General features: G+C 70.1%; 31 protein-coding genes and 2 pseudogenes. 8 read left to right on the forward strand and 25 right to left on the reverse strand.

Annotated features, from left to right (window positions below):
* From rpsN to rpmG, 4 genes are read right to left on the reverse strand one after another with little or no spacing between them, the layout of a single operon-like run.
* The gene (rpsN, locus tag ACFLIM_RS40050; RefSeq protein WP_393174138.1) at nucleotides 1-300 is read right to left on the reverse strand and encodes a 30S ribosomal protein S14; all 300 of its coding nucleotides are present in this window, start codon (nucleotides 298-300) and stop codon (nucleotides 1-3) included.
* Nucleotides 300-536, reverse strand: coding sequence for a 50S ribosomal protein L28 (gene rpmB, locus ACFLIM_RS40055; protein ID WP_393174140.1), 237 nt, complete (start codon nucleotides 534-536; stop codon nucleotides 300-302). Before rpmB ends, rpsN begins: the two co-directional genes overlap by 1 nt.
* On the reverse strand, nucleotides 536-781 hold the full coding sequence (locus tag ACFLIM_RS40060) for a type B 50S ribosomal protein L31 (protein WP_393174142.1): 246 nt from the start codon (nucleotides 779-781) through the stop codon (nucleotides 536-538). Before ACFLIM_RS40060 ends, rpmB begins: the two co-directional genes overlap by 1 nt.
* Nucleotides 778-942: a 50S ribosomal protein L33 gene (gene rpmG, locus ACFLIM_RS40065; protein ID WP_349452821.1), complete on the reverse strand. Its 165-nt coding sequence runs from the start codon at nucleotides 940-942 to the stop codon at nucleotides 778-780. Before rpmG ends, ACFLIM_RS40060 begins: the two co-directional genes overlap by 4 nt.
* 73 nt (nucleotides 943-1,015) lie before the next feature.
* Here rpmG and ACFLIM_RS40070 point away from each other — a divergent pair, with 73 nt between their 5' ends.
* Nucleotides 1,016-2,158, forward strand: a complete 1,143-nt coding sequence (locus ACFLIM_RS40070; protein WP_393174144.1) for a CobW family GTP-binding protein — start codon at nucleotides 1,016-1,018, stop codon at nucleotides 2,156-2,158.
* On the forward strand, nucleotides 2,155-2,382 hold the full coding sequence (gene rpsR / locus ACFLIM_RS40075) for a 30S ribosomal protein S18 (RefSeq protein WP_393174146.1): 228 nt from the start codon (nucleotides 2,155-2,157) through the stop codon (nucleotides 2,380-2,382). Before ACFLIM_RS40070 ends, rpsR begins: the two co-directional genes overlap by 4 nt.
* 296 nt (nucleotides 2,383-2,678) lie before the next feature.
* Here rpsR and ACFLIM_RS40080 read toward each other — a convergent pair whose 3' ends face one another.
* Genes ACFLIM_RS40080 through ACFLIM_RS40115 form a run of 8 tightly spaced genes read right to left on the reverse strand, consistent with a single transcriptional unit; the run spans nucleotide 2,679 to nucleotide 9,715 of the window.
* A complete protein-coding gene (locus tag ACFLIM_RS40080; protein ID WP_393174148.1) occupies nucleotides 2,679-3,590 on the reverse strand; it encodes an amidohydrolase family protein in 912 nt (303 codons plus the stop codon).
* A complete protein-coding gene (locus ACFLIM_RS40085; RefSeq protein ID WP_393174150.1) occupies nucleotides 3,587-4,768 on the reverse strand; it encodes a vWA domain-containing protein in 1,182 nt (393 codons plus the stop codon). Before ACFLIM_RS40085 ends, ACFLIM_RS40080 begins: the two co-directional genes overlap by 4 nt.
* Nucleotides 4,761-5,645, reverse strand: coding sequence for an AAA family ATPase (locus tag ACFLIM_RS40090; RefSeq protein ID WP_393174152.1), 885 nt, complete (start codon nucleotides 5,643-5,645; stop codon nucleotides 4,761-4,763). Before ACFLIM_RS40090 ends, ACFLIM_RS40085 begins: the two co-directional genes overlap by 8 nt.
* Complete coding sequence (locus ACFLIM_RS40095; RefSeq protein WP_393174154.1) at nucleotides 5,642-5,944, reverse strand: EthD family reductase; 303 nt, start codon at nucleotides 5,942-5,944, stop codon at nucleotides 5,642-5,644. Before ACFLIM_RS40095 ends, ACFLIM_RS40090 begins: the two co-directional genes overlap by 4 nt.
* A gap of 26 nt (nucleotides 5,945-5,970) precedes the next feature.
* Nucleotides 5,971-6,972 (reverse strand): xanthine dehydrogenase family protein molybdopterin-binding subunit, encoded by a 1,002-nt coding sequence (locus ACFLIM_RS40100; RefSeq protein ID WP_393174156.1) that lies wholly within the window; start codon nucleotides 6,970-6,972, stop codon nucleotides 5,971-5,973.
* A gap of 2 nt (nucleotides 6,973-6,974) precedes the next feature.
* The gene (locus ACFLIM_RS40105) at nucleotides 6,975-8,381 is read right to left on the reverse strand and encodes a xanthine dehydrogenase family protein molybdopterin-binding subunit (RefSeq protein ID WP_393174158.1); all 1,407 of its coding nucleotides are present in this window, start codon (nucleotides 8,379-8,381) and stop codon (nucleotides 6,975-6,977) included.
* Nucleotides 8,378-8,872, reverse strand: coding sequence for a (2Fe-2S)-binding protein (locus ACFLIM_RS40110; protein WP_393174160.1), 495 nt, complete (start codon nucleotides 8,870-8,872; stop codon nucleotides 8,378-8,380). Before ACFLIM_RS40110 ends, ACFLIM_RS40105 begins: the two co-directional genes overlap by 4 nt.
* A 39-nt stretch (nucleotides 8,873-8,911) precedes the next feature.
* The gene (locus tag ACFLIM_RS40115; RefSeq protein ID WP_393174162.1) at nucleotides 8,912-9,715 is read right to left on the reverse strand and encodes an FAD binding domain-containing protein; all 804 of its coding nucleotides are present in this window, start codon (nucleotides 9,713-9,715) and stop codon (nucleotides 8,912-8,914) included.
* A gap of 93 nt (nucleotides 9,716-9,808) precedes the next feature.
* Between ACFLIM_RS40115 and ACFLIM_RS40120 the strand changes: the two genes are divergently transcribed.
* Entirely contained in the window at nucleotides 9,809-10,486 is a 678-nt protein-coding gene (locus ACFLIM_RS40120) for a GntR family transcriptional regulator (protein WP_393174164.1), read from the forward strand.
* Between the two features lie 191 nt (nucleotides 10,487-10,677).
* Nucleotides 10,678-11,502 carry a phosphotransferase enzyme family protein gene (locus ACFLIM_RS40125; RefSeq protein WP_393174166.1) on the forward strand — a complete coding sequence of 275 codons (825 nt, stop codon included), beginning with the start codon at nucleotides 10,678-10,680 and terminating at the stop codon, nucleotides 11,500-11,502.
* A gap of 161 nt (nucleotides 11,503-11,663) precedes the next feature.
* Here ACFLIM_RS40125 and ACFLIM_RS40130 read toward each other — a convergent pair.
* Nucleotides 11,664-11,822 (reverse strand): annotated as a pseudogene (locus tag ACFLIM_RS40130) (DNA alkylation repair protein); the annotation flags it as partial.
* A gap of 129 nt (nucleotides 11,823-11,951) precedes the next feature.
* Entirely contained in the window at nucleotides 11,952-12,269 is a 318-nt protein-coding gene (locus ACFLIM_RS40135; protein ID WP_393174168.1) for a GyrI-like domain-containing protein, read from the reverse strand.
* Here ACFLIM_RS40135 and ACFLIM_RS40140 point away from each other — a divergent pair.
* Both ACFLIM_RS40140 and ACFLIM_RS40145 read left to right on the forward strand, forming a co-directional pair.
* The gene (locus tag ACFLIM_RS40140; RefSeq protein WP_393174170.1) at nucleotides 12,258-12,674 is read left to right on the forward strand and encodes a LysR family transcriptional regulator; all 417 of its coding nucleotides are present in this window, start codon (nucleotides 12,258-12,260) and stop codon (nucleotides 12,672-12,674) included. The two genes, ACFLIM_RS40135 and ACFLIM_RS40140, sit on opposite strands and share 12 nt — an antisense overlap.
* Nucleotides 12,675-13,200: 526 nt before the next feature.
* Complete coding sequence (locus tag ACFLIM_RS40145) at nucleotides 13,201-14,364, forward strand: low temperature requirement protein A (RefSeq protein WP_393174172.1); 1,164 nt, start codon at nucleotides 13,201-13,203, stop codon at nucleotides 14,362-14,364.
* Nucleotides 14,365-14,608: 244 nt separating this feature from the next.
* Here the strand turns inward: ACFLIM_RS40145 and ACFLIM_RS40150 are convergent, their stop codons facing one another.
* The 8 genes from ACFLIM_RS40150 to ACFLIM_RS40185 form a co-directional block, all read right to left on the reverse strand.
* Nucleotides 14,609-15,664 carry a VWA domain-containing protein gene (locus tag ACFLIM_RS40150; RefSeq protein WP_393174174.1) on the reverse strand — a complete coding sequence of 352 codons (1,056 nt, stop codon included), beginning with the start codon at nucleotides 15,662-15,664 and terminating at the stop codon, nucleotides 14,609-14,611.
* Nucleotides 15,665-16,615 carry a VWA domain-containing protein gene (locus tag ACFLIM_RS40155; RefSeq protein ID WP_393174176.1) on the reverse strand — a complete coding sequence of 317 codons (951 nt, stop codon included), beginning with the start codon at nucleotides 16,613-16,615 and terminating at the stop codon, nucleotides 15,665-15,667. It abuts the gene before it with no gap.
* Nucleotides 16,616-16,679: 64 nt separating this feature from the next.
* Nucleotides 16,680-17,564 carry a DUF58 domain-containing protein gene (locus tag ACFLIM_RS40160; protein WP_393174178.1) on the reverse strand — a complete coding sequence of 295 codons (885 nt, stop codon included), beginning with the start codon at nucleotides 17,562-17,564 and terminating at the stop codon, nucleotides 16,680-16,682.
* 3 nt (nucleotides 17,565-17,567) lie between these two features.
* Entirely contained in the window at nucleotides 17,568-18,557 is a 990-nt protein-coding gene (locus ACFLIM_RS40165; protein WP_393174180.1) for an AAA family ATPase, read from the reverse strand.
* A 25-nt stretch (nucleotides 18,558-18,582) separates the two neighbouring features.
* A complete protein-coding gene (locus ACFLIM_RS40170) occupies nucleotides 18,583-19,383 on the reverse strand; it encodes a S1C family serine protease (protein ID WP_393174300.1) in 801 nt (266 codons plus the stop codon).
* Between the two features lie 204 nt (nucleotides 19,384-19,587).
* Nucleotides 19,588-20,043 (reverse strand): hypothetical protein, encoded by a 456-nt coding sequence (locus ACFLIM_RS40175; RefSeq protein ID WP_393174182.1) that lies wholly within the window; start codon nucleotides 20,041-20,043, stop codon nucleotides 19,588-19,590.
* Between the two features lie 194 nt (nucleotides 20,044-20,237).
* Nucleotides 20,238-20,420: a hypothetical protein gene (locus tag ACFLIM_RS40180; protein ID WP_393174184.1), complete on the reverse strand. Its 183-nt coding sequence runs from the start codon at nucleotides 20,418-20,420 to the stop codon at nucleotides 20,238-20,240.
* A gap of 56 nt (nucleotides 20,421-20,476) precedes the next feature.
* The gene (locus ACFLIM_RS40185; RefSeq protein ID WP_393174186.1) at nucleotides 20,477-20,983 is read right to left on the reverse strand and encodes a MarR family winged helix-turn-helix transcriptional regulator; all 507 of its coding nucleotides are present in this window, start codon (nucleotides 20,981-20,983) and stop codon (nucleotides 20,477-20,479) included.
* 115 nt (nucleotides 20,984-21,098) lie between these two features.
* On the opposite strand from ACFLIM_RS40185, the gene ACFLIM_RS40190 reads away from it, so the two are divergent.
* A complete protein-coding gene (locus ACFLIM_RS40190) occupies nucleotides 21,099-21,668 on the forward strand; it encodes an NADPH-dependent FMN reductase (protein WP_393174188.1) in 570 nt (189 codons plus the stop codon).
* Between the two features lie 59 nt (nucleotides 21,669-21,727).
* A pseudogene (locus ACFLIM_RS40195) lies at nucleotides 21,728-22,441 on the forward strand (NADP-dependent oxidoreductase); the annotation flags it as partial.
* A gap of 112 nt (nucleotides 22,442-22,553) precedes the next feature.
* Here the strand turns inward: ACFLIM_RS40195 and ACFLIM_RS40200 are convergent.
* The 3 genes from ACFLIM_RS40200 to ACFLIM_RS40210 all read right to left on the reverse strand — a co-directional run bounded on the left by ACFLIM_RS40200 (nucleotide 22,554) and on the right by ACFLIM_RS40210 (nucleotide 24,478).
* Nucleotides 22,554-22,871: a DUF427 domain-containing protein gene (locus tag ACFLIM_RS40200; RefSeq protein ID WP_393174190.1), complete on the reverse strand. Its 318-nt coding sequence runs from the start codon at nucleotides 22,869-22,871 to the stop codon at nucleotides 22,554-22,556.
* Between the two features lie 435 nt (nucleotides 22,872-23,306).
* Nucleotides 23,307-24,275, reverse strand: a complete 969-nt coding sequence (gene add / locus ACFLIM_RS40205) for an adenosine deaminase (protein ID WP_393174192.1) — start codon at nucleotides 24,273-24,275, stop codon at nucleotides 23,307-23,309.
* On the reverse strand, nucleotides 24,272-24,478 hold the full coding sequence (locus ACFLIM_RS40210) for a hypothetical protein (RefSeq protein ID WP_393174194.1): 207 nt from the start codon (nucleotides 24,476-24,478) through the stop codon (nucleotides 24,272-24,274). The genes add and ACFLIM_RS40210 overlap by 4 nt, the downstream gene beginning before the upstream one ends.
* Nucleotide 24,479 lies beyond the last annotated feature (1 nt).

Genomic DNA, 24,479 nt, shown 5'->3' on the forward strand with positions numbered 1-24,479 from the left:
CTACCAGCTCGCCTTCGTGATACCCGGCAGCTCGCCCCGATGGGCCATCTCGCGGAAACGGACGCGTGAGAGGCCGAATTTGGTGAGATGCCCGCGGGGACGGCCGTCGACGGAGTCGCGGTTGCGTACCCGGGTGGCGCTGGCGTCGCGCGGCTGGCGGGCCAGCTCTCGCATGGCCTGAGCCTGCTCCTGCGGCGTGCCGGTGCGGATGATCTCCTTCAGCTCGGCCCGGCGTTCCGCGTAGCGCTGGACTACGGCCTTGCGCCGCTCGTTGGCCGCGATCTTGCTCTTCTTGGCCATCAGACCTTCTCTCCTCGGGCCCGGATCTGCGCCACCGCCTGGTCGATGCCGATCCGGTCGATCGTCTTGATCGCTCGGGCGCTGAGCGTCAGCCGGACGTGGCGGCCCTCGCTCGGCAGCCAGTAGCGGCGCCGCTGGATGTTGGGGTTCCAGCGCCGGCGGGTGCGGCGGTGGGAGTGGGAGACGTTGTTGCCGAAGACCGGCTTGACGCCGGTGAGCTGGCAGTGCGCGGACATCAGGTCCTTCCGTAGCGCTGGTTGAACCGTTCGACGCGGCCGGCGGTATCCAGGACGCGGCTGCGGCCGGTGTAGAAGGGGTGGCTCGCCGAGGACACGTCGACGTCCACCACCGGGTAGGTGTTGCCGTCGGTCCACTCGATCGTCTTGTCACTCGTCATGGTGGAGCGGGTGAGGAACGCGAAGTCCGCGCCGGGATCGCGGAAGACGACCGGCCGGTAGCCGGGGTGGATGCCCTTCTTCATCGCTCCTCCCGGAACAGCACGTGCTGGCGGATGGTCGGGTCGTACTTGCGAAGGGTCAGCCTGTCGGGGGTGTTCCGCCGGTTCTTCCTGGTCACGTACGTGTATCCGGTGCCGGCCGTCGATCGGAGCTTGATCACGGGACGCACCTCATTTCTGGCCAAAGTGGTTCCTTTCCACCTGGGAAGTTGTGCCATGATAACGACAACGATTTTCGTTTTGCCAATTGGAGGCTCAGTGGCCACCCCCGTCGTACTCGTCGCGGGCCTGCACGGCACCGCCCGCACCGCCACCGTCGATCGGCTGCTGGCCGAGCATCCCGGCTCCGTCGCCGTCCACCACGACCTGAGCAAGGTCGCCAAGGGACGCGTCCGGCGCAGCGTTCGCGACACGACAGGCGTGCTGGACACGGCCGACGTGCGACTCGCCCACGGCTGCATCACCTGCACCGTGCGGGAGGACCTGCTCCCCCAGCTCCTCAGGCTCGCGCCCGTCTCCGCGCTGCTGATCGTGGACCTGTGGGACTCGGTGGAACCTCGCTCGGTCGCCGAGGCCATCGCCTGCGACGAAGCCCGGGACACCTTGCGGCTCACCACCGTGCTCACCGCGCTGGACGCCGAGGCCATGCCCGACGACATCACCCGCGGCGAACGCCTCACCGAGGTCGGCAAGCCCGCGGCCGACGGCGACCAGCGTTACCTGGCCGAGGTCCTGGCCCGCCAGCTCGAATACGCCACCGGTCTGGTGCTGCACGGCGGCGACGAGGATGACCGGGAACTGTCGCACGCGGTGCTCGCCCACCTCGCCCCCGTCACCCCGATCTACTCGATCAACGCCTTGCCGCCCGTCACCGGCGCGGCCGTGTGCGTAGCCGAGCTGGCCGAACGAGTGGATCCCGCCACCGCCCAGCTCCCCGCGGATGCCCAGACCGGCGAGATCACCACCGCCGTGTGGCGCAGCCGCCGCCCGCTGCACCCCGCCCGCCTCTTCGAGGCCGTCGACGAGCTGGTGACGGAGTCCGTACGCTCACGCGGCCGCTTCTGGCTGGCCACCCACCCCAGCAGGCTGCTGGCCTGGGACGCCGTCGCCGGGATCATCTCGGTCGAGGACGCGGGCCCCTGGCTGGCCGCGCTCCCCGGAGCCGCCTGGGACCTGATCCCCCCTGCCCGCCGCCTGGCCGCCGACCTGGACTGGGACACCGAACACGGCGACCGCGTCCAGCACCTGGTCTTCGCCGGCCCCGACCTCGACCCTGTTCACTTTCGCGCGCTGCTCGACTCCTGCCTGCTCACCGAGGCGGAGGAACAGGCAGGGCCCGACGCCTGGACCCGCTACGACGACCCGTTCGCCCCCATCCTCGACATCAAGGAGAACGCGTGAAGCCCCGCCGCACCCCGCGCAAGAAGCCCAACCCGCTCCTGTACGTCGACCGCATCGACTACAAGGACATCAACCTGCTGCGCAAATTCGTCTCCGACCGGGGCAAGATCCGCAGCCGGCGGGTCACCGGCGTCACCGTGCAGCAGCAGCGCCAGATCGCCAAGGCCATCAAGAACGCCCGCGAGATGGCCCTGCTCCCCTACGCCTCCCGCCCCAGCGCATGAACAAGCCGCCCCCACCCGAGTAGTCGCTCTCCAAGTCGGGCCGACCGCCCATGTCACGATATCGATTGGAGGGTCCTGTGCCCATTCCCGTCGCCCTGGTCGGGTTACTCTGGTTCGTGATCTTTCCAGCTGCCGAACCGCTGCTGCCGGTGGACGACCCGCTGCTGTCGCGACCTTGAGTCCCGCGCATCGGAGTGAGCACTCCAGGGTCCGATCACGGACCCGAAGCGATTCATCGACCTGAACCACCTGGGATCGAGGAACGGATGGAGCAGGTCCGGGCGTCGCGGAACGGGTCACAGGCGGTAGACCTGGGTGGCCGTCGCGGCGAACACGTCCCGTATCTCCTCCGCGGATCGGCCGGAGAGCACATCCTGCCAGGTGGAGACCAGGGTGGCCAGGTCGGTCCAGAGCTTCTCGATCGGGAAGTTGCTGCCCCACATGCAGCGGCGGGAGCCGAACAGGTCCAGGCAGGTGGCCGTCACCTTCTCGATCAGCGGCCGGTCCACGCGGTGCACGAAGGTGCCCTGGCCGGTGAGTTTCACCACGACGTTGGGCCGTGCGGCCAGGAGCCTCATGCCGCGGGTCCACTCGGCGACGGCCGCCGGCCCTGAGTCCACCGGCATCCCGGCGTGGACGAGCACGAATGTCACGCCGGGGAAGTCGTCCACAAGCGCCGCGGCGTCGGCCATCTGCGCGGGGAACACCTGGAGCTCGAACAGCCAGCCGAGGTCGGCGAGCGCGGCGACGTTACGCCGGAAGACGGGGTCCTTCATCCGGTCGGGGGCGGAGGCGAAGCGGAACTCCGGCCGCTCGTGCCAGTGCAGTTGCAGGCGGGTGCCGCGGACGAGCGGGGTGATGGCGGCCTGGTGGCGCATGACCTCGACCGCGCCCTCGTCGAACAGGTCGGCGGAGCCCACCACGGCAGTGGGCCAGCCGGTCTCGGCGTGTACCTCGCGTAGCCACCGCACCTCGTCCACGCAGCGGTCGAGCGGCCAGTTGGCCTGGACGTAGACCGCCGAGGCGATGCCGCAGGCGGTGGCCTCCGCGGCGTACTCGGACGCGAGATAGTCACGGCGGATCGGCTCGTACGGGCCGAAGATGCGCGGAACCATCTCCCCCTGCAGCCAGGGCAGGTCGGCGGCGCGCCAGATGTGGTGGTGGGAGTCGACGATCCCCGTTGGGCCGTGGGAGAAAGAAGAGGTCATCGCGTTGTTCCCCTGGGTCGTGGCGCGGACCAGCGCCTCGCCACGAGGTGGCGGGGGCCGGACAGGACGGCGGGGAGGCGGCGGACCTCCTCCAGCGCGGTGCGCAGATCGCGGACGCCGCCGAGGTGGTCCAGGCTCGGGAGCTGGGCGGCCATGGCGCGCGTGGCGGGACGGTAGGTCGGCGAACAGGCCAGCGGGGACCACCAGACGAGTCGGTGGCCGAGCCGCGACAGGCGGGCCGTGGCGCGCACCATGGGGGCGTGGTCGCCGCGTTCGAGCCCGTCGGACAGGACGATCACAAGCGCTCCGCGGGCGAGCGCCACGAAACGCGGGTTGCCCAGGAAACGTTCCAGTGCCGCGCCGATCGCCGTACCGCCGTCGGCGTCCGTAACCAGCCTCGACACGGCTCGCAGCGCCTGGTCGGCGTTCGGGTGTGAGAGCGCGGCGGTGATCCGGGTGAGCCGGGTGCCGAAGGTGAACACCTCGGTACGGGCCGGTGCCGCGCGCAGCGCGGTGTGCGCCACGCGGAGCAGATCCGGGGTGTGCCGCCGTAGCGAGCCGGAGACGTCGATGAGGATCAGCAGACGACGCGGGCGCGGCGGGCGGGCGAGGTGGCGCAGCTGGATGATCTCCCCGTCGTGGCGGTGGGCGCGCCGCCACGCGTGCCGCACGTCCAGCCGGTCCCCCGACCGGGCCGGGCGGCGCCGCCGTGACGGGACGGCGGGCAGCACGGCGGGCCAGGCGGCTTCGAGCGTGCGCATGAGCGTGCGCCGCCGTTCGCCGGTGCGGCCGAACTCTCGCGTGCCGTAAGTGCTCAGGGTGCTGGCCTCGATCCCGTCGCCCGGCCGCACCTCGCGGGGCGGCGGGTCGTCCTCGCCCGGGCCGCCGGGGGACTGCGCGCCGCCGTCGTCTGCTTCGAGCGGCGGATCGGCGGGCCCGGGGCTGCCCCGCCGGAACCAGGCGTCGAAAAGGCGGTCGAAGGCGGGCAGGTCGCCCACGTCCTGGAGCAGGGTAATCCGGGCGTACCAGTACAGCGTGGTCAGGTCGGGCGGCGGGGACTCGGCGATCGTCCGCAGCAGGTCCGCCCGCTTGGTCGGCGCGGCGGGCACGCCCGCGCCGCGCAGCGCGGTCAGGAATCCCCACAGGTGGTCCGCCGCGAGCGCGGCCGGGTCAGGCATCGCCGAACACCTCCTCAGCATGTGCGAGGAGCAGCCGGGTGTCCTCCTCGTCCTTGATCAGCAGGCCGAGCGCCCGGCGCAGTGCCACGGGCCACGGGCTACCGCCCTCGGCAAGCGCCATCGCACCGCGGCCCCACTCCACCGACTCGGCGATGCCGGGCCGCTTGAGCAGCGGCAACCGGCGTACGCGCTGCACCGCCCGCACCAGCCCCTCCGCCGCCTGTTCCTCCATCCCGGGAACCGCCGCGCGCAGGATCGCCCGCTCGCGGCCCGGCTCGGGGAAGGCGATCCAGTGGTAGAGGCAGCGCCGCTTGAGCGCGTCGTGCAGCTCGCGCGTGCGGTTGGAGGTCAGCACCACGATCGGCGGCGTGCGCGCGCGTACCGTGCCCAGTTCCGGGATCGTGATCTGGAAGTCACCCAGGAACTCCAGCAGGAACGCCTCGAACTCGCTGTCGGCCCGGTCGATCTCGTCGATCAGCAGCACCGCGCCCCGCTCGGCCTGCACGGCGCGCAGCAGCGGCCGGCGCAGCAGGAACTCCTCGCGGTACAGGTCGCCGACATCCTGGCCGCGGCTCTCGGCCACCCGGACCTGGAGAAGTTGCTTGGGGTAGTCCCATTCATAGAGGGCCTGGCCGGAGTCCAGCCCCTCGAAGCATTGCAGGCGGATCAGGTCCAGGCCGGTGACGCGCGAGAGCACCGAGGCGACCTCGGTCTTGCCGACGCCCGGCTCGCCTTCCAGCAGCAGCGGCCGGCCCAGCCGCAGCGCCAGGTGGATGGCCGTGCACAGCCCCTCGTCGGCGAAGTAGCCCTTCCCCTCCAGCGCGGCGGCCAGCTCGCGCTCGCGCAGGAGGCCGGGCGCGGCGCCGTCGGTGGTCACAATTGCGCGTGCTCGGTGGTCAGCAGGTGGACGCGCTGGGAGGTGTGCGCGGCGGCGTCGGCCGCCGCGGCCTTGCCGTGCTCGGAGCCGAACGCGGCGGCGCGGGCGTCCTCGTCGTCGAAGTACAACTCGTTCACCGAGTCGTACGCCCCGCCGTCGCCGTTGGTCACGCTCACCGTGTACTTCCGCAGGCCGGGCAGCTTCCTGGCGAACTCGACGTGGTCCTCCACCACCCACTTCGCGAACTCCTCGTGGGACAGGCCCTCGGCGCGCTTGAGCAGCGAGACGACTTTCAACATGGTTCCTCCTCAGATTTCCGGTGACATCAGCCGCGCAGGGCGTCCAGCCCGCGCAGGACGCGCTCGGGGGTGAACGGCATCGAGTCCAGGCGCACGCCGCAGGCGTCGAAGATCGCGTTGGCGATGGCCGGGATCGGGGCGTTCGCCGTCATCTCACCGATCCCCTTCGCGCCGTACGGCCCGTTCGCGGCCGGGCGCTCCAGGAACAGGCTGTACTGAACGGGGATGTCGGCGGGCCCGGGCATCAGGTACCCGGCGAAGTCCCGTGGCCCGTGGTCGCGCCACGGGTAGTACGGCTCGGTGGTCTCGAACAGGGCGTGCGACACGCCCATCCAGGCCCCGCCCTCCACCTGCTGCGTCGCCATGGCCGGGTTGAGCGCCCGGCCGATCTCGTAGGCGTTGTACAGCTCCAGCACCTCGACCACCCCGGTCTCGTCGTCCACCTCGACGACGGCGGCCGTGCACGCGTGCGCCTGGCAGGAGTCGGGGTCCATCTCCCCCGTCTCGGGCACCGGCGCGCTCGGCTCCTTGAGGTAGATGCCGCGGCCGGAGATCGTCCGTCCGTGCTTGAAGTGCGCGGCCAGCGCCAGATCGGTGATGTGGATGCGCTTCTCCTCCGCGCCCTTGAGCCGGATGAAGCCGGTGCCGTCGGTCTCCAGGTCCGCGGCGTCGACCTCCAGCTCCTCGGCGGCGACCGCCAGCATCACGCCGCGCGCTTCGGCCGCGGCCATGATGACGGCGTTGCCGACGCGGTGGGTGCCGCGGCTGGCGAAGGTGCCCATGCAGTGTGGGCCGGTGTCGGTGTCGGCGGTGTCGACGAGCACGTTCTCGATCGGCAGGCCGAGCGTCTCCGCGGCGCACTGGGCGGCGATCGTCTTGATGCCCTGGCCCAGGTCCACCGAGGACAGCGAGATCACGAACGTGCCCGTGGTCGTGGCGTGGATCAGCGCCTGTGAGGGATCGCCGCCCAGGTTCATGCCGGTCGGGTAGTTCACCGAGGCGTACCCGCGCCCGCGCAGCTTCGCCATCGCTACAGCCCCTCTCGGGTCGTGGAGGACATGCGGCGGTACGCCTCGGGCAGCTCGTGCCCGGCCATCTCCGCCGCCTTCTGGATCACTTCGATCAGGGCCGTGCCCTCGGCGACCTTGCGGTGGGCCTTGAGGTCCCCGTCGCGGTAGGCGTTGAGCAGGCGCAGCCGCAGCGGATCCAGGTCCAGGGCGCGGGCGATCCGGTCCATCTGCGACTCCAGCGCGAAGTCGGCGATGGTCACGCCGAAGCCGCGCATGGCGCTGGACGGCGTGCGGTTGGTGAACACGCAGTGGCAGTCGGCCCACACGTTCGGGATCGAGTAGGGGCCGGGCAGGTGCGCGGCAGCCTTGGTGGTGCCGTACGGGCTGTGGCGGGCGTACGCGCCGGCGTCGACGTACAGCGTGACCTTGCGGCCGATGATCCGGCCGTCGTCCATGACCGCGTCCTTGATGTAGATGCGCTCGGCCGCGCGCGGCGAGGAGACCTGCATCTCCTCGGCTCGGTCATAGACGAACCTGACCGGGCGGTCGGCCAGCATCGCGGCCACGCACGCGACCGGCTCGACCACCACGTCCACCTTGCCGCCGAAGCCGCCGCCGACCGTCCCGCCGACGATGCGTAACTTGTTGAACGGCGTCTCCAGGATCAGGGCGGTGTTGTCCAGGGTGAAAAAGCACGCCTGGGTGTCGGAGTGGATGCGCAGCCGCCCATCGGCCTGCGGGACGACGACGCAGCCGGTGGTCTCGACGGGAGCCTGCTCGATCGGCGCGGACTGGTAGCGCCACTCGAAGACGTGGTCGGCCCGCGCGAACGCCTCCTCCACGTCGCCGAACCGGATCCGCCGGCAGTGGTGGCCCTCGTAGATGAAGTGGTTCTGTCCGTGGTACTCGTTGACCAGCGGCGCGCCCTCTTTCAGTGCCTCCTCGACGTCGAAGACCGGCGGCAGGTTCTCGTACGCGACCCTGATCCGGGCCGCGCCCTCCAGCGCGGCCGCCTCGGTCTCGGCGACCACGGCACAGATCGGCTCGCCGAGGTAGCGCACCTTGTCCACGGCCAGGATGGGCTCGTCGTCCGGCCCGACGCCGATCAGCTTGAGCGGGGTGTAGAGGTTGTTCGGGATGTCGGCGTGGGTGAGGATCCGCAGGACGCCGGGCACGGCCAGGGCCTCGGTCAGGTCCACGTCCAGGATCCTGGCGTGGTGCCGAGCCGAGCGGTGCATTTTCAGGTGGGCGAGCCGCGGCGGGGCCACGTCCTCGAAGAACCCGGTACGCCCGGTGACGTGCCCGCGCGCGTCGGAGCGCTGGACCGCCGAGCCGATGACGGTGAAGTCGTCGCCATCCGTGACCTTGGCGGCGGCGCGTTCGGCGGCGAAGGTGCTCGTGTCGATGGGGGCGAGCCGGTACGTCATCGCGGCACCGCCTCCCCCCGCTCGCGGCGACGTCTGGCCGCCTCCAGGATGGCGATCATGATGGGCCGGTAGCCGGTGCACCGGCAGATGTTGCCCGAGATCGCCTCGACGACGTCCTCCTCGCTCGGATCGGGGTTCCGGTCGAGCAGTGCCTCGGCGACCATGATCATGCCAGCCGTGCAGAAGCCGCACTGGGTGGCGAAGCAGTCGACGAAGGCGCTCTGCACCTCGTCCAGCTCACCGCCGGCGGCGACCCCCTCCAGCGTGCGGATCGAGCGGCCCGCGACGGTCTCCACCGCGACCAGGCAGGAGACCTCGGGCCGACCTTCGACCAGGACGGTGCAGGTGCCGCAGGCGCCCTGCGCGCAGCCTCGCTTGGCCGCGGTGAGCCCCAGCGACTCGCGCAGGCTCGCGAGCAGCGTGGCGCCCGGCGCGGCGATGAACTCGCGTTGCTCGCCGTTGACGACGAGCGAGACGATCTGTGACGGCACGGTCCACCTCTTACTGATGCGGCTTGCTGGTGAGGGCTGTTAGGGGAGGAAGGCTCGGCGCAGATGCACGGGCAGGACCCGCGCCCGGTACCACGCGCTGGCGTAGGCGTCGTCGAAGGGGTCGATGTCGCCACGGGCCGCCTCGCCTGCCTCGGTGAGAACCTCGTGGGTCAACGGTCGGCCCCGCAGCAGGCGCTCTGCCGACACCGCGCGCACCGGACGTGACGCGACGCCGCCCAGCGCGATCCTGGCGGAGGCGACCACGCCGCCGTCGACGCAGGCAACGGAGGCGACGGTCACGATCGCCGCCGAGTTCAGGCGACGGCGCATGGCCTTGTGGTAGTACCAGGTGCCCGGCTCGGGCAGCGCGGCCCGCACCGCCACGACGACCTCGCCCGCGGCGACCCCGGATGCCAGCACGTCGGCCACCGGTGCGTCGCGCCGGCCGGCCGGCCCGGCGATCTCGCAGGTCGCGTCAAGAGCGAGCAGGCAAACGGCCAGATCGCCGTACGGCTGAGCGACGAACAGATTGCCACCCACGGTGGCCTGGTTACGGATGGTCGGGGAGGCGATCGTGCGCAGCGCCGGACGCAGGAACGCGAGCTCCGGATGCTCACCGACGGCGGTGAACGTGGCCGCCGCCCCGATCCTGGCCACCCCGTCACGCACCTCGACGCCGCCCAGCCCTGCCCGGCGCAGGGTGACCAGCTCAGTCACGGGCGCGGCCCCGCTGTTCACCAGCGGCATCACGACCGTGCCGCCACCCATGATCCAGCCGCCCCCTGCCAGGCGGGCGACCACGGCCTCGGCTGACTCCGGCACGTGTACCGCGCAGATGACCATGTGCGGGCCTCCTTGATGGATTATTATCGATAATTGAATATCGACATACATGCGTCAAGAGATCAGGCTGACAATCGATAATCGGTAGGACTCATGACGGAAGGACCCGCCAAGTTGCCGCGCCTCACGCTGGCGCGGCAGATCCGCGACTCGCTGGTCGCCAGCATCGTGTCCGGCTACTTCGGCCCGGGCGAGCGGCTGGTGGAGACGCGGCTCGCGGCGACCTACGGCACCAGTCAAGCGCCCGTACGCGAGGCGCTACGCGAGCTGGAGGCCATGCGGCTGGTGGAAACCCAGCCGCGCCGCGGCACTTTCGTCCGGCCCTTCGTCCAGGAGACGCTGCGCGAAAGCTACGTCGTGCGGGCGGCGCTGGAGGAGACGGCCACCCGGCTCGCCCTGCTGACCGGGACCGTACCGGTAGAGGCTATGCGGGCGGACGTGGAAGCGATGCGGGCCGCCGCCGAAAGCGGCGACGGAGAGGCGTCGGCGCGCGCCAGCGTGTCCTTCCATCGGCGCATCGTCGAGGCCGCGCACAACGAGCTGCTCAAGCTCACATGGGAGGGCCTGCAGATCGAGGCGCGGACGTCGGTCACGATGGTCGCTGCCGAGGTCGACCTGCACGACATCGTCCGGGACCACGCCGAGCTGCTGGCCGCGATCGAGGACGGCGACCTGGAGATCGCGTGCAGACATGCCCGCGACCACCAATGGCACTACGCAGACCTCCCGCACGACGCCCACGGCCGCATACGTGACTCCGCCGCGGGCTGACCGTGCGCGAGCTCCCGGCTGAGCAGCCGACGGGGGCAGATCGCCGATTCAGTCGCGCCCCGCCCTTCGCGCCACCGCGGCTCTCTATCGACAACTTGGTATGGTGCCCAGGTTGCACCGCTTGGAGAGTACGGCAGCGCGCAAGTGGAGAGGGGCAGGCGACGATGCAGGCGTCAGAGGTCCCACGTGCAGTGGCTGCGGCCATGTCGACCGCCTCATCACTTGACCTGACAGTCGACGACGCGATCGTTCTTCATGACTCGAACAAGCTCACTCTGCGTCTGCTGCCGTGTGACGTCCTGGCCCGGGTGGCACCTGTAGCGCATCAGGTCGCAGGGTTCGAAATCGAGCTAGCTCAACGGCTCGCCGAATCCGAGAGCCCTGTGGCTGTTCTCGAGCCGCGAGTGGAGCCACGTGTCTACGAGCGTGATGGCTTCGTGGTCACGCTGTGGACCTACTACGAACCTGCGACGCCTCGAGAGGTCTCACCAGCCGACTATGCCAATGCGCTCGAGCGGCTGCATGCCGGCATGCGCAAGCTCGATGTCCCGACGCCGCACTTCACGGATCGAGTCGAGCAGGCTCAACAACTCGTGGCGAGCCGCGACCGCACGCCGGCGCTCGCGGACGCGGACCGGGAGCTCCTCGGCGACACGTTACGAAGCCTGAGACGAGCCATCGGCGAGCGCGGCGGCGCCGAGCAGCTACTGCACGGCGAGCCGCACCCAGGCAACGTGCTCACCACGAAGAACGGGCTGCTGTTCATAGACCTCGAGACGTGCTGCCGTGGGCCTGTCGAATTCGACCTCGCCCATGCGCCCGAAGAAGTCAGCGAGCACTATCCGGGTGTCAACCAAGGCTTGCTACGCGAGTGCCGGATCCTCGTGCTGGCGATGATCACAACGTGGCGCTGGGATCGAGGCGACCAATTCCCAAACGGACGCCAGCTGGGCACAGAGTGGCTCAGCCAGATCCGAGCAGCGCTCGATCGCAACGGGCTGGATACCCATGGCTGATCGCGGGCCTTCGAGGTCGTGGCCGGCTGGCTGTTGATGTCGGGATCTACCGTGATCCCGGTCTTGGCGAGGGAGAGGTAGTGCGCCCGTTGCTTCGGATCGAGGTGCTCGATGGAGTAACGCGGCAGGACGCGCGGTGCCGTCGCCGCGTGCCGGTCGAGGAAGTCCAGGAGCCGGTCGCGGTCGTGCTTGCCTGCCTCGCGCAGCATCCCGCCGACCACCTTGCGCACCAGGTCATGCTCGTCGGAGACGAGGCGCTCGGCCAGGACGAACGTGTCGTCGAGGTCTCCGGCCCGGACGAACGCCAGGGTGGCGTACATGGCGATACGGCGTTCCCACCAGTTCTCGGAACGGGCCAGCCGGTAGAGTCCGTACCCGATCCCGTCCGGCCGGCACGCGGAGGGCCTGGATGCGCTCCGCGAACCGGGCGGCGGTGAGGCGCGGTCCGTTCATCGCACGGGCTGCACGATCTCGGTACGCCACTCGGACGGCGCGGGCCAGCGCGACGGGTCCGGCTCCGTGCTCAAGTCGATCCATTCGTAGACCTCCCAGGCCGCTCCTTCGGGCCCGTTGTGGGCCGTCAGCCACTCTTCGATCCGGTTGTAGGCCTCGGAGAGGCGATCGTGTCCACCGAGGTGCACGATCACGATGACCCGCCCGCCCGGTAACTGGCCGGCGACGATCGTGCCCTCACCGGTGACACCGTCCGGAACCGGCACGCCGATCTCCACGTCGGTCTGCTCGTCGTCCACGGAGTGGTACCGCACGAAGGGCGGTCCTGCGGGCGCGACCCCGCGATCGAACGCCTCTTCGTGGCCCAGCAGGCCCTCAGCCGCGACGTACGCAAGCTGGAGGAGCGCGCCGGCGTGCCGCTGTTCGAGCGCACCAGCCGCCGGGTGGCGCTCACCCCGACGGGCCGCAAACTGCTGGTCCGCGCCAGGCAGATCCTCACTCTGCACGACGAGACCCTGCGCGAGCTGCGCGGCGAGGGCGCCCCGCTGCTCGTCGACGTCGTCGGCGAGCGACTCACCCCCGCACTGGTGCTCGCCGCCGCCAGGACCCGCGCGGAGGGGTACGAGTTCTTCGCCCGCTTCCACGGCGGCCTCGACGCCGCGCTGCCGCTGCTGGCCGCCCACCGCCTCGATGTGACGTTCGGCCGCTGCACGGCGTGACCCGCGACCTCGCCACCGCCGAGCGATGGCTCGACCTGCCCGAAGACGCCTGGCTACCCGTCCCCGAGTCGAACCTGACGCACCCCCAGCCCGGCCGCCGAGACCGTTCGTGACCAGTCCTTTCCGGGCGTTCCGCCGAGCCGATCAAGGCCGGTGGGAGCAGCCGAGCACGTTGCCGGAAGAGGTCTCCATCTGCTGGCGCGGCTCCTAGGGTTACCTGATCGGGCACCTGGCCGACGACGATGATGAAGGCGTCCCGCTGGCCCGGATCGAATACCTGGGCGAACCCGACGACTGGGCATTCGCGATCTACCAACCCCGCAGCGAGGACTCCCGCGAATCCGTTCTCCTCAACGGCCGGCCGACAGGCACCCCCAACGAGGCACTCGACTGGGCCTGCACGCTCCACCTCATGGAACCCGAAGATCACCCTCGAGCGAACCCCCGAAGGACATGTGACCAGCTGCACTAGCCGGTGGCACTTGCGCACAACGGGAACCAGCCCAGACAATCCGGAATCCAGGTCATGAAGACCCTGTCAACGCTGGAAGGCAACGAGCAGATGAATTCGCCTGCGGCTCGGCTGCGGCTGGAGGCCTCCGAGAGCGGCGGCGGCCGGGTGACGCCGACGGAGCTCTTCTTCGATCTGGTCTTCGTATTCGTGGTCACCCAGGTGACGCACGCGGTGGAGACGCATCCGGGTTGGGAGGGGCTGCTCAAGGGCCTGCTGCCGATGGTCGTGGTGTGGTGGATGTTCAGCGCGTTCGGCTGGCTCACCAACGCGGTACGGCCCGACGCGGTGCAGGTACGGCTCCTGCTGGTGCTCGCGATGACGGCCTTCTTCATCATGGGTTTGGACGTGCCCTACGTCTTCGAACCCGAGGGCTGGGCCTTTCCCGTGGCGTACCTGGCCGTGGTGGTGATCCACGGCGTGCTCTACCTCACCGCCCGCGCCCCGTCGGCCCGGCGGGCCATCTTGCGCAACATGCCGTTCAACGCGGCGGCCGGCGTGCTCGTGCTCATCGAGCCGCACCTGCCGGAGGTGTGGGGCTGGGTGTGCTGGGCGGCCGCTGTGCCGATTCTCTATCTCTCGCCGTTTCTGGGACGCATCCGGGGGTTCGTCATCGAGCCCCATCACTTCGTGGAACGCCATGCTCTGCTCCTGCTCGTGGTGCTGGGCGAATCGGTGGTGGCGATCGGCATCGGCGCCGAAAGCCCTGGGGGCCAGGCGGTGGACTGGCCCCTCGCGGTCGGGGTGGTCCTGGGCATCGCGGCGGCGGCGGGACTGTGGTGGGTGTATTTCGACGGTGACGAGGTCCGGGCCGAGTCGGCGTTCGAGAGGGCCGGCGAGCATCGGCGTCAACTGCTGGCCTACTACGCCTTCACCGGCGCCCACCTCGTGATGATCATAGGGATCATCCTCGTCGCGGCCGGCATCACCGACGCCATCCACCACTTTCACGGCCCGGTGAACCCGTGGTGGCTAGGGAGCGGCACCGCGATCTTCCTGGCCGGGCACGCGATCTACCGCGCCATGCTGAAGAGCGGACGGATCACTGATCGCGTCATTGGAGCGGTGTGCGTGGTGCCTTTGGGGCTGGCGACGTCATTCGCCGGTTGGGCCGCCATGACCGGCGTCGTGGTCGTGCTGATCATCATCGCCACGGTCGACCACCGCCTGGCCTCCTGAGGCCGCAACCGGCGGCCGCCGCGCCACCGAGACAGGCCGCCTGTGCGATGACCTTCTGCCGATCGTTGACGCCGACGATCCCGCCATCATCCTCAGCCGGGCCGAGGAGCGCGCCAAGCTGGGGCAGTTGCTGGGAGTCGATCGCACTCTCCTGGCCGATCTGCAAATCGGTCTGGCAATTCTCGGCCCGCTGCTGTCCAGTGCGGCAGCTGCCTTCCTCCCTGGCTGAACATCACGAAGACCGTCAGCGGGTCGGGGTCCGGGGGCGGTTCCACCAGAGGGAGAGGGACAGGGCCGCGGTAATGAGGATGGCGCCGCCGGCGGCGAAGGCGGCGGCTGTGTCGACCCGTTGGTGGATGACGGTGAAGCTGCCGGGGAGGGCGTCGAGGGCGCTTTGCAGCTGGTCGGCGTTCTCAGCGCGGTGGTAGGAGCCGCCGGTGGTTTGGGCTATCTGTTTGAGTGCGGGCTCGTCGATGGTGCGGGGGTTGCGGCCGCTGTCGAATCTGCCGCGGCCGCCGAAGCCGCCGCCCCAGCCGCCGAAGCCGCCATCGAACTGTGAGTTGTCGCAGACCATCGGGGCCGGGTTCGTGGTGCCGAAGCCGATGGGGAAGACGCGGACCCGGCGCAGGGCCGCCTCCTGGGCGGCGGTCTGGGGGTCGACGCCCTGGGTGTTGGCGCCGTCGGTGAGCACGATGATCGCGGCACCGGCGTAGCCTTCCCCGCCGCCGCCGGGGTTCGCCCCGGTGGCGGCAACCGACGGGTCGACCTCCGCGATCGCGTCGATCGAGGTGAGCATGGCCTGCCCGATCGCGGTGCCGCGGGACACGGTGAGGCCGTCCAGCGCCTCGATCAGCGACTTGGTGTCGTCGGTGGGAGGGACGAGCAGACCCGCAGTGCCCGCGAAGGTGACCAAGCCGATGCGCGGCCCGCCCCGCTGCGACTCGATGAACTCCGCGGCGGCCTTCTTCGCGGCGGTGATGCGGTTGGGGTCGACGTCCGTGGAACACATGGAGCCGGAGGTGTCGAGCGCGAGCAGGATCGTCGCCGACGTCATCGGCACCGGCACCGACGCCTGCGGCCGCGCGGCCCCGACCGCGAGCAGCGCGAGCCCGGCTATGAACAGTGCCGCGGGGATCTTCCGCGTCCAGCGCGTACGGCCGGGCAGGGCGCTCCGTACGAGCGCGATCGAGGTGACGCGCACGGCGGCCCGCCGGCGGCGGCGCCGCGCCCACTCGCGGATGGCGTAGATCAGCGGGATGATCAGGACTGACAGCAGCGCCCACGGCCATGAGAACAACATTCAGATCACCCGTCCAGACCGGAGCACGGTGAGCGCCGCTCCCGCGGTGAGCAACGCGAGGGCGAGCCCGATCAGCCCGCCGGCGAGGGGCAGCGGCTCGTCGGAGACGGTGAGCCGCAGATCGATCGTGTCGGCGATCCCGTCGAGCCGCGCAGTGTCGGAGGCGGGGTGGTAGGCGCCGCCGGTGGTCTGCGCGATCAAGGTGAGGGTGTCCTCCTCGAGCGAGGTCTGCAGGTGGTAGCCGTCGACCTGCACCGTCGCCCCGGCCGTGGTGCCGACCCCGACGGTGTGGATGTGGACGTTCGCCCGCTGGGCCACGGCGGCGGCCCGTTCGACGTCGTCGCCCTGGTTCTGGCCGTCGGAGAACATCACGATCGTCGCCGACGGCCAGTAGCCGATGTCGGGCGCGGTGCCGTCGCGGCCGACGGCCACCCGCTTGCCGGTGATCGCCGACAGCGAGGCCATGATGGCCGTCCCCAGCGAGGTGCCGCCGGTGATCTTCAGCCGGTCGATGGCCGCGAGCGCGATGGAGTGGTCGGCGTCGGGCCGTGCGGTGGTGAGCGCGCCCCGCTCGAACGCGACGACGCCGATGTCGACGCTGTCGGGCTGCGCCGCCACGAACGCGCGGGCCGCCCGCTGCGCGGCCGCCAGCCGGGTGGGCGCGACGTCGTCGGCCCCCATGCTGTTGGAGACGTCCATGGCGAGGATGACGGTGCCCGCGGTCCGCGGGACCGGCACCATGGCCGCCGGTCCGGCGGTGGCGATCGCGAGTACCCCGACGCCGGCGATCGTCAGGCCGATGCCGAGGTGCGCCCGGCGGCCGCCCGGCACAGCGACGCCGGCCGCGGCGAGCGCGGCCGTCCGGCGGCGCGCCGAGATGATGGTCGCCCAGGCGAGCGCCGCCGTGACGAGCAGTCCGACAGCCAGTATGAGCGGCGAGTACAGGGTCATGAGGCCTCCTTCGTCGGCCTCATGACCAAGGTGCTGTGTTTATTGCTGACCTCGACAAGGCCGGTCATAACGACCGGTCCCGGGTTCGGGCGACGACCTCGACGAGCGCCTCGGCCAGATCGCGGTCGGTGTCGATGCGGTGGACGGGCACCCCGGCCCGGCGCATGCCCGCCGCGAGCCGGGCGTCGCGGGCGTCGACGGCGGCGCGGAAGCGGACCCGCAACAGCGGGTCGGCGGAGTCGACGACGAGCTGTTCGCCGGTCTCGGCGTCCTCGACCACGATCAGCCCGGCTTCGGGCAGCACGTCGTCGGCGGTGTCCACGATCCGCAGGGCGACTACCTCGTGCCGCCGGGCCAGGCGCTGGAGCGAGTGCTCCCAGTCGCCGTCGCCGATGAAGTCCGACAACACGATGATGAGTGCGCGGCGGCGCGCGAGCCGTCCGGCCGCATCGAGCATCTCCGCCAGGTCGGTGGTGGCGCGACCGCGCGCCTCGACGGTGCGTTCCAGCTCGGCGCCGATCCGCAGCGCGTGCCGCCGGGAGGTGCCGGGCGGCACGACGCGCAGCATCCCGGTGTCGAACAACAGGGCACCGACGCGGTTGCCGCCCCGGCCGAACATCCGAGCGAGGACGAGCGCGAGCTCGGCGAGCACGTCGTGCTTGCCGCGTCCCGGCCGGCCGGCCGCCATCGACGCCGACCGGTCGAGCACGAGCCACACCGTCAGCTCGCGGTCCTCGGTGAACACTCGCAGGTGCGGCTCGTCCAGCCGTGCGGTCACGTTCCAGTCGATGTGCCGGGCGTCGTCGCCGTCGCTGTAGGCGCGTAACCCGGTGAAGTCGATCCCGGAGCCGCGGTGCGCGGTGCGGTGGGCGCCCTGGAGCCGGCCGTCGAGCCTGCGGACGACCTTCCACTCCAGGCGGAGCAGGAGCCTCTCGGGGGCGGTGGCCATGGCTCAGCGGTTCTGCAGGACGACGTCGGGCGCCCGGACGGCCCCGAGCACCCTGGTGATGATCGCGTCGGCGTCGACATCGTCCGCGAGGGCCTCGTAGGACAGCACGAGGCGGTGGCGCAGCACGTCGAGCGCGAGCTCGGACAGGTCGTGCGGCAGGACGTAGTCGCGGCCGCGCAGGAACGCCAGCGCCCGGGCGCCCGTGACGAGCGCGATGGATGCCCGCGGGCTCGCCCCGTAAGTGACATATCGTTCCAGCTCGCCGAGCCCGGCCGTCGCGGGGGAACGCGTCACGGCGACCAGCCGTACCGCGTACTCGACGATCGCCGGATCGACGTACACCTTCTGAGCGCGGGCCCGCATCGCGATCAGGTCCTCGGCCGTCACCATCGGCTGCGGCGGCTCGGGCGGACGCAGCGCCCGTTCGACGATCGCCTGCTCTTCGGCCTGCGTCGGATAGTCGACGACCACCTTCATCATGAAACGGTCGACCTGCGCTTCCGGCAGCGGGTAGGTGCCCTCCGACTCGATCGGGTTCTCCGTCGCCATGACCAGGAACGGCTCGGGCACCTTGAACGTCTCACGGCCGATCGTCACCTGATGCTCCTGCATCACTTCCAGCAGGGCGCTCTGCACCTTGGCGGGGGCGCGGTTGATCTCGTCGGCCAGCAGCAGGTTCGCGAACACCGGGCCGAGCTCGGTTCGGAAGTCCCCGGAGTGCTGGTGGTAGACCCGCGTGCCCACGAGGTCCGCGGGCACCAGGTCGGGGGTGAACTGGACGCGCTGGAAACTCCCGGCGATCGCCGCGGCCAGCGACCTCACCGCGAGCGTCTTGGCCAGGCCCGGCACGCCCTCGACGAGCAGGTGACCGTCGGCGATCAGCGCGACGGCCATGCGCTCCAGCAGGACGTCCTGCCCGACGATCGTGCGTTTGACCTCGAACAGCACATGTTCGAGCGGATGGGCCGACTCGGGGGACTTCGTCGAGGTCATGGTGTCCCTTCTCGTGACGCTTCGGTCAGATCTCAGGCCCGTCGCCCGGCGGGCCGTCGCCTTCACTACCCAGGGCCGCGCCGATCGGCACCGCGAACGCGATGCCGGCGAACGCCTCGTCGCCTCCCGGGTCGGCGATCGAGACAACGATCCCGATGACCAGGCCGCGAGCGTCCAGGAGGGGACCGCCGGAGCTGCCCGGGTTGACGGAGGCGTCGAACTGAATGAGCCCGCTCAAGTCGCCGTCTTCGGCGGACCGGTTCAGGCCCGACACAACGCCGGTGGAGACGCTGTAGGTCAGACCCAGCGGATTGCCGATCGCCACGACGGGCGCGCCCACGGCCACGGCGCCGCCGAGCGTCGCCGGGACGACGATCTCCGGCAGCTCCGCGGGCTTGAGCGTCGCGACGTCGCGCCGGGGATTCGACGACGAGACAACGGCCTTCGCCTTGGTGCCGTCAGCGAACGTCACGGTGACGTCCTCAGTGCCTTTGTCCTTAGTGCCTTTGACGACGTGGTACGCCGTCAGAATCGTCCCGTCCTCGGCCGCGATCACCCCGGTTCCGAGCGACCGCCCGGCCTGGATGACCACCACCGACGGCCCGACCCTCTTGAAGACCTCGGCCACCGTGAGCGCCGCACTAGGCGTCGGCGTCGCGCTCGGCCCAGCCGCGGCCCCTTCGCCGTTCCCACCGCCGCTTCCCAGCCAGTACGCCAGCACCGCCACGACGACAAGCGCGCCACCCCCGACGACAAACCGCCGAGCCCTCCCGGCCACGGCTCCCTGAGCCTCGGCCGCACCGGCCTCCTGCGGCGCGCGCTCCATCACCCCATACTTATAAAACTCAGCGAAAAGTGCTATAAAGCCCGCCTGAGAACTCCCTGAGAACCGGTCACCGCAGCCCAACGCGCGCAGCACGGAGACGCCGCATTCCGCTGGACGGCCGGGTCCCGCACCCGACCACGCTGAAAGCTCGTCCGGCGAGCGGGACCGGAGACCTTCGAGCAGCTCACTCTCGGGCAGCGCCGATCACGCGGCATCGCCGCTCGGCACAGGTTGCCGAGCGGTCCCGCGGGAGCGGCGCCGGAACAGCAGCGGCCGGGCCACCAGCCCTGCGCCCAGCACGATGAGAATGACGACGGTGACCCACTCCCTGGAGCCGCCCTCGCCGTAGACGCGATCAGGCCGCCCGGTGTCAAAGGCGTGCACCGTGCGCCCGACCGTGAGCAAATCCTGCTCGGAGTCGTAGAGGGTCATCCCCTTGCGGAGCACCTTGCCGTCGTCGGACCGGAAGTCGCCCAGCCAGGTGCACAATTGCTTGCCGGGGTGGTGCTCAAAGCACTCCGCGCGTACGGCAGTGAACGTGCCCTGCGTGCCGTCACCGCGTGCCGCCGCCAGTGCGGGGCCCGCCAGATAGGCACCGAGCAGCAAGAGCGTCAGGCCCCCGACCATGATCACTGCGTCGAAGAGCGTTATCCGGCGCACCTACGTACCGCCTCCCGTCGCCGTGAAAACCCCGATGGAACGCAGCAACTTCCCCCTGCTGCACCCTTTCGCACCTTTTAATGCGTATTCCCCAGATATTCCACCGTGGAGCGTACCGCCCATGGCAACACAAGCACCTGTCGAGGTTCCCGTTCTCCCCCAGCGACGGCGTGCCCCGACCACCCGCGGTCCGATCACTTCGGCAGGCCGGCACGGATGACGAGCGCGTCGTGGTCGGTGTATGTGGTCTGCTCGAGTTCAGGAGTCGGCGCCGTGAGATTGCCGTAGGCGTGCTGGATGCCGGGAGCCTCGCCGTCGGTCCCGTCTGCTCCGTGGTGATGCCCGCCAGGCCACCACCACTGAGGACGCCGGGCCATCCGTCAGCACCTTTCCCCGGGCAAACGCTCTCATTGCTGCCGCCCGGCGATCAGCATTACGCCTCGGGATCGATTGTGGCGACATAGATGGATTTGCCGGGCCCAAGAGACTCCTCGGCGGTGCGGGACAACACTCGGTACGAGATGGCGGTGAGCATGTCCACCTCCTCAGGGGTGAGCTCGTCCACGAACAGCCGGCGTACCGTCTCGACATGACCGGGGGCCGCCACTTCGATCGCCTTGCGTCCCTCAGGGGTGAGAGAGACGGTCACGCCACGGGCGTCATCGGAGCAGCCCTCGCGCTTGAGGAGACCACGCTGTTCCATCCGCCGGAGCTGGTGGGAGAGCCTGCTGCGGTCCCAGTGGACCATCCGGCCGAGGTCGCGGGCGCGCAGGCACTGTTCGGGGGCTTCGGAGAGCGGAACCAGCAGTTCGTAGTCGGCGCTCGACAGCCCCGCTGCGGCGAACTGACGATCCAGGGCCTGGACGAGATATCGGCACATGTCGTTGTAGGCGCGCCACATGCGTTGTTCCCGACCGCTGAGCCACCGGGTCTCTGTCACTGCTCGATCATACCAATGTTGACGTGACAACAAAGAGCCTCTAATTTTGCTGATGCATCAGCGACAGGGTCTGACCTAGGCTCTCATCGTTTTCTTGAAAGGTTCTCCACGATTCATGAAGATCGCCATCATTATCGGCAGCACGCGCCCCGGGCGTAAGGGCGAGGCCGTCGCCCAGTGGGTGCACGACATCGCCGCCAAGCGCGGTGACGCGCAGTACGAGATCGTCGACATCGCCGACTTCACCCTGCCGCACATCGACGAGCCGTTCCCACCGATGATGGGCCGCTACAGCCAGCCGCACTCCCACGTGTGGGCCGAGAAGATCGCCTCCTACGACGGCTTCGTCTTCGTGACCCCCGAGTACAACCACGCGCCGAACGGCGCGCTGAAGAACGCGATCGACTTCCTCTACGCCGAGTGGAACCACAAGGCCGCGGCCTTCGTCGGCTACGGCGTCTCCGGCGGCGTGCGCGCGGTCGAGCACCTGCGCCTCATCCTCGCCAACGTCGCCATGGCCACCGTGCGCCCCCAGGTGGAGCTCTCACTGATCCACGACTTCGCCGAGATGACCCACCTCACCCCCGGCGCGCACCAAGAGGCCGCGGTCGGCGCGATGCTGGACGACCTCGCCCTGTGGGTCGGTGCGCTGAAGCCCGCCCGCGAGGCCAGAATCGCCGCCTGACACCCCAGGCCAGGGGTGGAGCGGCGTGAAGGAGCCCCCCCGGGGGGTCCTTTCCGCGTACAGCCGACGACCTTCGTCTCGTCGACCGTCCCGAACCCAAGGTCGCTCCCGGCGAGGTGCTGATCCGGGTGAAAGCCGCGGGTGTGAACCCCGTCGACTGGAAGCTCGCCGCAGGATACCTCGATCCGATCATGGACACCGGTTTCCCGCTCATCCCCGGCTGGGACGTGGCCGGAGTCGTCGAACGCGTCGGCCTCGACTCTCCCGAGTTCGCGGTCGGTGACGAGGTGTATGGCTACGCGCGCAAGGACTGGGCGCAGAACGGCACCTACGCGGAGCTCGTCTCGGCGAACGTGCGCATGATCGCCGAGAAGCCCGCGTCCCTGAGCTGGGAGCAGGCGGCGGGGGTGCCGCTGGCCGGCCTCACCGCTTACCAGTCGATCAAGCGGGTCGGCGTCACGGAGGGCGACACGGTGCTGATCCACGCCGCCGCCGGAGGTGTCGGGTCGTTCTGGGTGCAGATCGCGGTGGCGCTCGGCGCCCGCGTGATCGGCACCGCGAGCGAGCGCAACCACGACTTCCTCCGCTCTCTGGGAGCCACTACCTCTGGGGTACGCCCCGACTCCGCCGACCTGGCGGCGCTGGCGAGCCTCGCCGACGAGGGCAAGCTGACCGTGCACGTGGACCACGCCCTGCCCCTCGCCGAGGCCGCCGAGGCGTGGCGGCTGAACGCGTCCGGCCGGACCCGCGGGAAGATCGTCCTGACCGTCTGACCCACGCCTGCGGCCGTGGGCACCGACGGTACGTACGACGCGGCGCTGAACGCCGGTGGTGCCGATAGTGGCAGTCTGCCGTTCGCGTAGCGATGGACGCAGGCGGCGACGCCTACGCACCCTGTCCCTTCACCTCAAGGGTGACGCCTGGCTTCTCGGCCCAGAAGGCGAGCCGTCCCGCGATCTGCTGGACCTGTGGGAACGGCTCCGGGTAGGACCAGACCACGTCTTCGGCCAGACCGTCACCGGTGTCCACCGACCAATAGACGGCATCACCCTTGAACGGGCAATGCGACGTCGTCGTCGATGACCGAAGCAGATCCATCTTCACATCGTCCGACGGCAGGTAGTAACGCGGTGGGCAGCCTGTCTCGGTGAGTACGAGCGCCCGTGAGGAGGTCGCGACAACCGAGTCCTTGACCCGTACCACGACATGATCGGACGCAGGCGTTAGCTCGATGTCATGTCCTCGTGTCTTCATATGTCAATCCCATCAAACATCTCCGGTGGTGGCCAACGCGACCAGCCACGAGCCATGCGCCCCGGCATTGTCCGCGCTGTGCGGCAGCACGAGAGGGCGCACTTCGACCTGCTTCTCAGTTTGAGTCTCTGGAGGTGTGGCTCGGGGATGGGGCGGGGCAAAGTGGGCAAAGCATTACTCATGCCGGAATTGCCTGACGTGGAAGGCTTCCGCAGGGTGCTGTCCGAGCACACCGGCGAGCCGATCAGAGCCGTGCGCGTGCGCGACCCCGGGATAAGGGACGACCACCACACCGTCGCAGGATGCCTCAAGCCTCAGCGTGCTCGAGCCACAAACCTCCAGGTCAGCCAAGCGATCGAGTTTCCGCACCCAACACGCGGGACACTAGCCGCGCCAGCGGGCCAGGTCCGCCATGGCACGGTCGAGCCGGTCGCCCGGGCACGAACTGAACCGCAGCGAGGTCTCCGCGATGTCGGCCAATGCCCCTGCGTCGAGGTCAAGCCAGCGCCTGACCAAGTCGTACTCCTCGACCAGTGTGCTGCCGCAGAACAGCGGGCAGTCGCTGTTGACGGTCACCGGCACGCCAGCGGCCATGAGCACGGGCAGCGGATGCTCGGCCAGGGATGGGGTGACCTGCAACGCCACATTTGAGGAGAGGCACACATCGAGACACACCTGCCGTTCGGCCAGCTCCTCGATCAAGGCCTGGTCCTCGACGGCCCTGATCCCGTGGTTCACCCTGCGTGCGCCCAGCACCTCCACACACGCCCGCACGCTCTCCGCACCCGCCCCCTCGCCGCCATGCGGGACGGCGGCCAGGCCCGCGTCCCTGGCACGGGCGAACACGTCGGCGAAGGCCACGGCGGGGAAACGCGCTTCGTCACCGGCCAACCCAAATCCCACCACGCCCTGGTCGCGGTAGGCGAGGGCCAGGGCCAGGGAACGTTCGGCCTGTTCCAAGGGCAGGCCGCGATTCACGCCCACGATGACGCCCGCGCCGCTCGCCGCGGACGAGCCGGCCCTCAGCCCGTCGAGCACCGCCTCCAGCACGCCCTCGGCGGGGCCGAGCCTGCCCGCGTACGTCGGCGGGATCACGTGCACCTCGCTCCAGACAACGCCCTGGGCGGCGGCCCTATGGACCAGCTCGCAGGCGACCCGATGGAGGTCGTCGAGGCTCCCGATCAGGTCGCGGGCACCCTCGTACGCCACCACGAACTCGCTCAACCCGTTGTACGGCCCGCAGGACGGGACGGGCAGGCCGTACCTGTCAGCCAGCTCGGCGGCGGTCGACGGGTGGATCGCGCCTTCCAGATGCAGGTGAAGTTCTGCCTTGGGCAGAGCGAGCAGGTTCACTCGCGCCCCAGGTAGACGGTGCCACGCGCGGGCGTGGGCAGCACCGGCCACGCGGCCTGCGCCTGCTCGGCCGCCGAGACAGCGGCGTGCACGGCCGAGGCGTCGGAGGAAGGCGTCATCGCAGCGGGGTCGGCGGGGTTGTGCCTGGCGGGCTCGGGTTCGCTGACGCGCTCGCCGCCGATCAGGTTCCGAACGGTGGTCATG

Origin of the sequence: Nonomuraea marmarensis, from assembly GCF_043197025.1 — a bacterium.
GTDB classification, from domain to species: Bacteria; Actinomycetota; Actinomycetes; order Streptosporangiales; family Streptosporangiaceae; genus Nonomuraea; species Nonomuraea marmarensis.

What these genes read in the sequence shown, in the direction of transcription:
- rpsN (WP_393174138.1), bottom strand. Translation starts at nt 300, where the DNA reads ATGGCCAAGAAGAGCAAGATCGCGGCCAACGAGCGGCGCAAGGCCGTA.
- rpmB (WP_393174140.1), bottom strand. Translation starts at nt 536, where the DNA reads ATGTCCGCGCACTGCCAGCTCACCGGCGTCAAGCCGGTCTTCGGCAAC.
- ACFLIM_RS40060 (WP_393174142.1), bottom strand. Translation starts at nt 781, where the DNA reads ATGAAGAAGGGCATCCACCCCGGCTACCGGCCGGTCGTCTTCCGCGAT.
- ACFLIM_RS40080 (WP_393174148.1), bottom strand. Translation starts at nt 3,590, where the DNA reads ATGACCTCTTCTTTCTCCCACGGCCCAACGGGGATCGTCGACTCCCAC.
- ACFLIM_RS40085 (WP_393174150.1), bottom strand. Translation starts at nt 4,768, where the DNA reads ATGCCTGACCCGGCCGCGCTCGCGGCGGACCACCTGTGGGGATTCCTG.
- ACFLIM_RS40095 (WP_393174154.1), bottom strand. Translation starts at nt 5,944, where the DNA reads ATGTTGAAAGTCGTCTCGCTGCTCAAGCGCGCCGAGGGCCTGTCCCAC.
- ACFLIM_RS40100 (WP_393174156.1), bottom strand. Translation starts at nt 6,972, where the DNA reads ATGGCGAAGCTGCGCGGGCGCGGGTACGCCTCGGTGAACTACCCGACC.
- ACFLIM_RS40105 (WP_393174158.1), bottom strand. Translation starts at nt 8,381, where the DNA reads ATGACGTACCGGCTCGCCCCCATCGACACGAGCACCTTCGCCGCCGAA.
- ACFLIM_RS40115 (WP_393174162.1), bottom strand. Translation starts at nt 9,715, where the DNA reads ATGGTCATCTGCGCGGTACACGTGCCGGAGTCAGCCGAGGCCGTGGTC.
- ACFLIM_RS40120 (WP_393174164.1), top strand. Translation starts at nt 9,809, where the DNA reads ATGACGGAAGGACCCGCCAAGTTGCCGCGCCTCACGCTGGCGCGGCAG.
- ACFLIM_RS40145 (WP_393174172.1), top strand. Translation starts at nt 13,201, where the DNA reads ATGAAGACCCTGTCAACGCTGGAAGGCAACGAGCAGATGAATTCGCCT.
- ACFLIM_RS40150 (WP_393174174.1), bottom strand. Translation starts at nt 15,664, where the DNA reads ATGTTGTTCTCATGGCCGTGGGCGCTGCTGTCAGTCCTGATCATCCCG.
- ACFLIM_RS40155 (WP_393174176.1), bottom strand. Translation starts at nt 16,615, where the DNA reads ATGACCCTGTACTCGCCGCTCATACTGGCTGTCGGACTGCTCGTCACG.
- ACFLIM_RS40160 (WP_393174178.1), bottom strand. Translation starts at nt 17,564, where the DNA reads ATGGCCACCGCCCCCGAGAGGCTCCTGCTCCGCCTGGAGTGGAAGGTC.
- ACFLIM_RS40165 (WP_393174180.1), bottom strand. Translation starts at nt 18,557, where the DNA reads ATGACCTCGACGAAGTCCCCCGAGTCGGCCCATCCGCTCGAACATGTG.
- ACFLIM_RS40170 (WP_393174300.1), bottom strand. Translation starts at nt 19,383, where the DNA reads ATGGAGCGCGCGCCGCAGGAGGCCGGTGCGGCCGAGGCTCAGGGAGCC.
- ACFLIM_RS40180 (WP_393174184.1), bottom strand. Translation starts at nt 20,420, where the DNA reads ATGGCCCGGCGTCCTCAGTGGTGGTGGCCTGGCGGGCATCACCACGGA.
- ACFLIM_RS40190 (WP_393174188.1), top strand. Translation starts at nt 21,099, where the DNA reads ATGAAGATCGCCATCATTATCGGCAGCACGCGCCCCGGGCGTAAGGGC.
- ACFLIM_RS40210 (WP_393174194.1), bottom strand. Translation starts at nt 24,478, where the DNA reads ATGACCACCGTTCGGAACCTGATCGGCGGCGAGCGCGTCAGCGAACCC.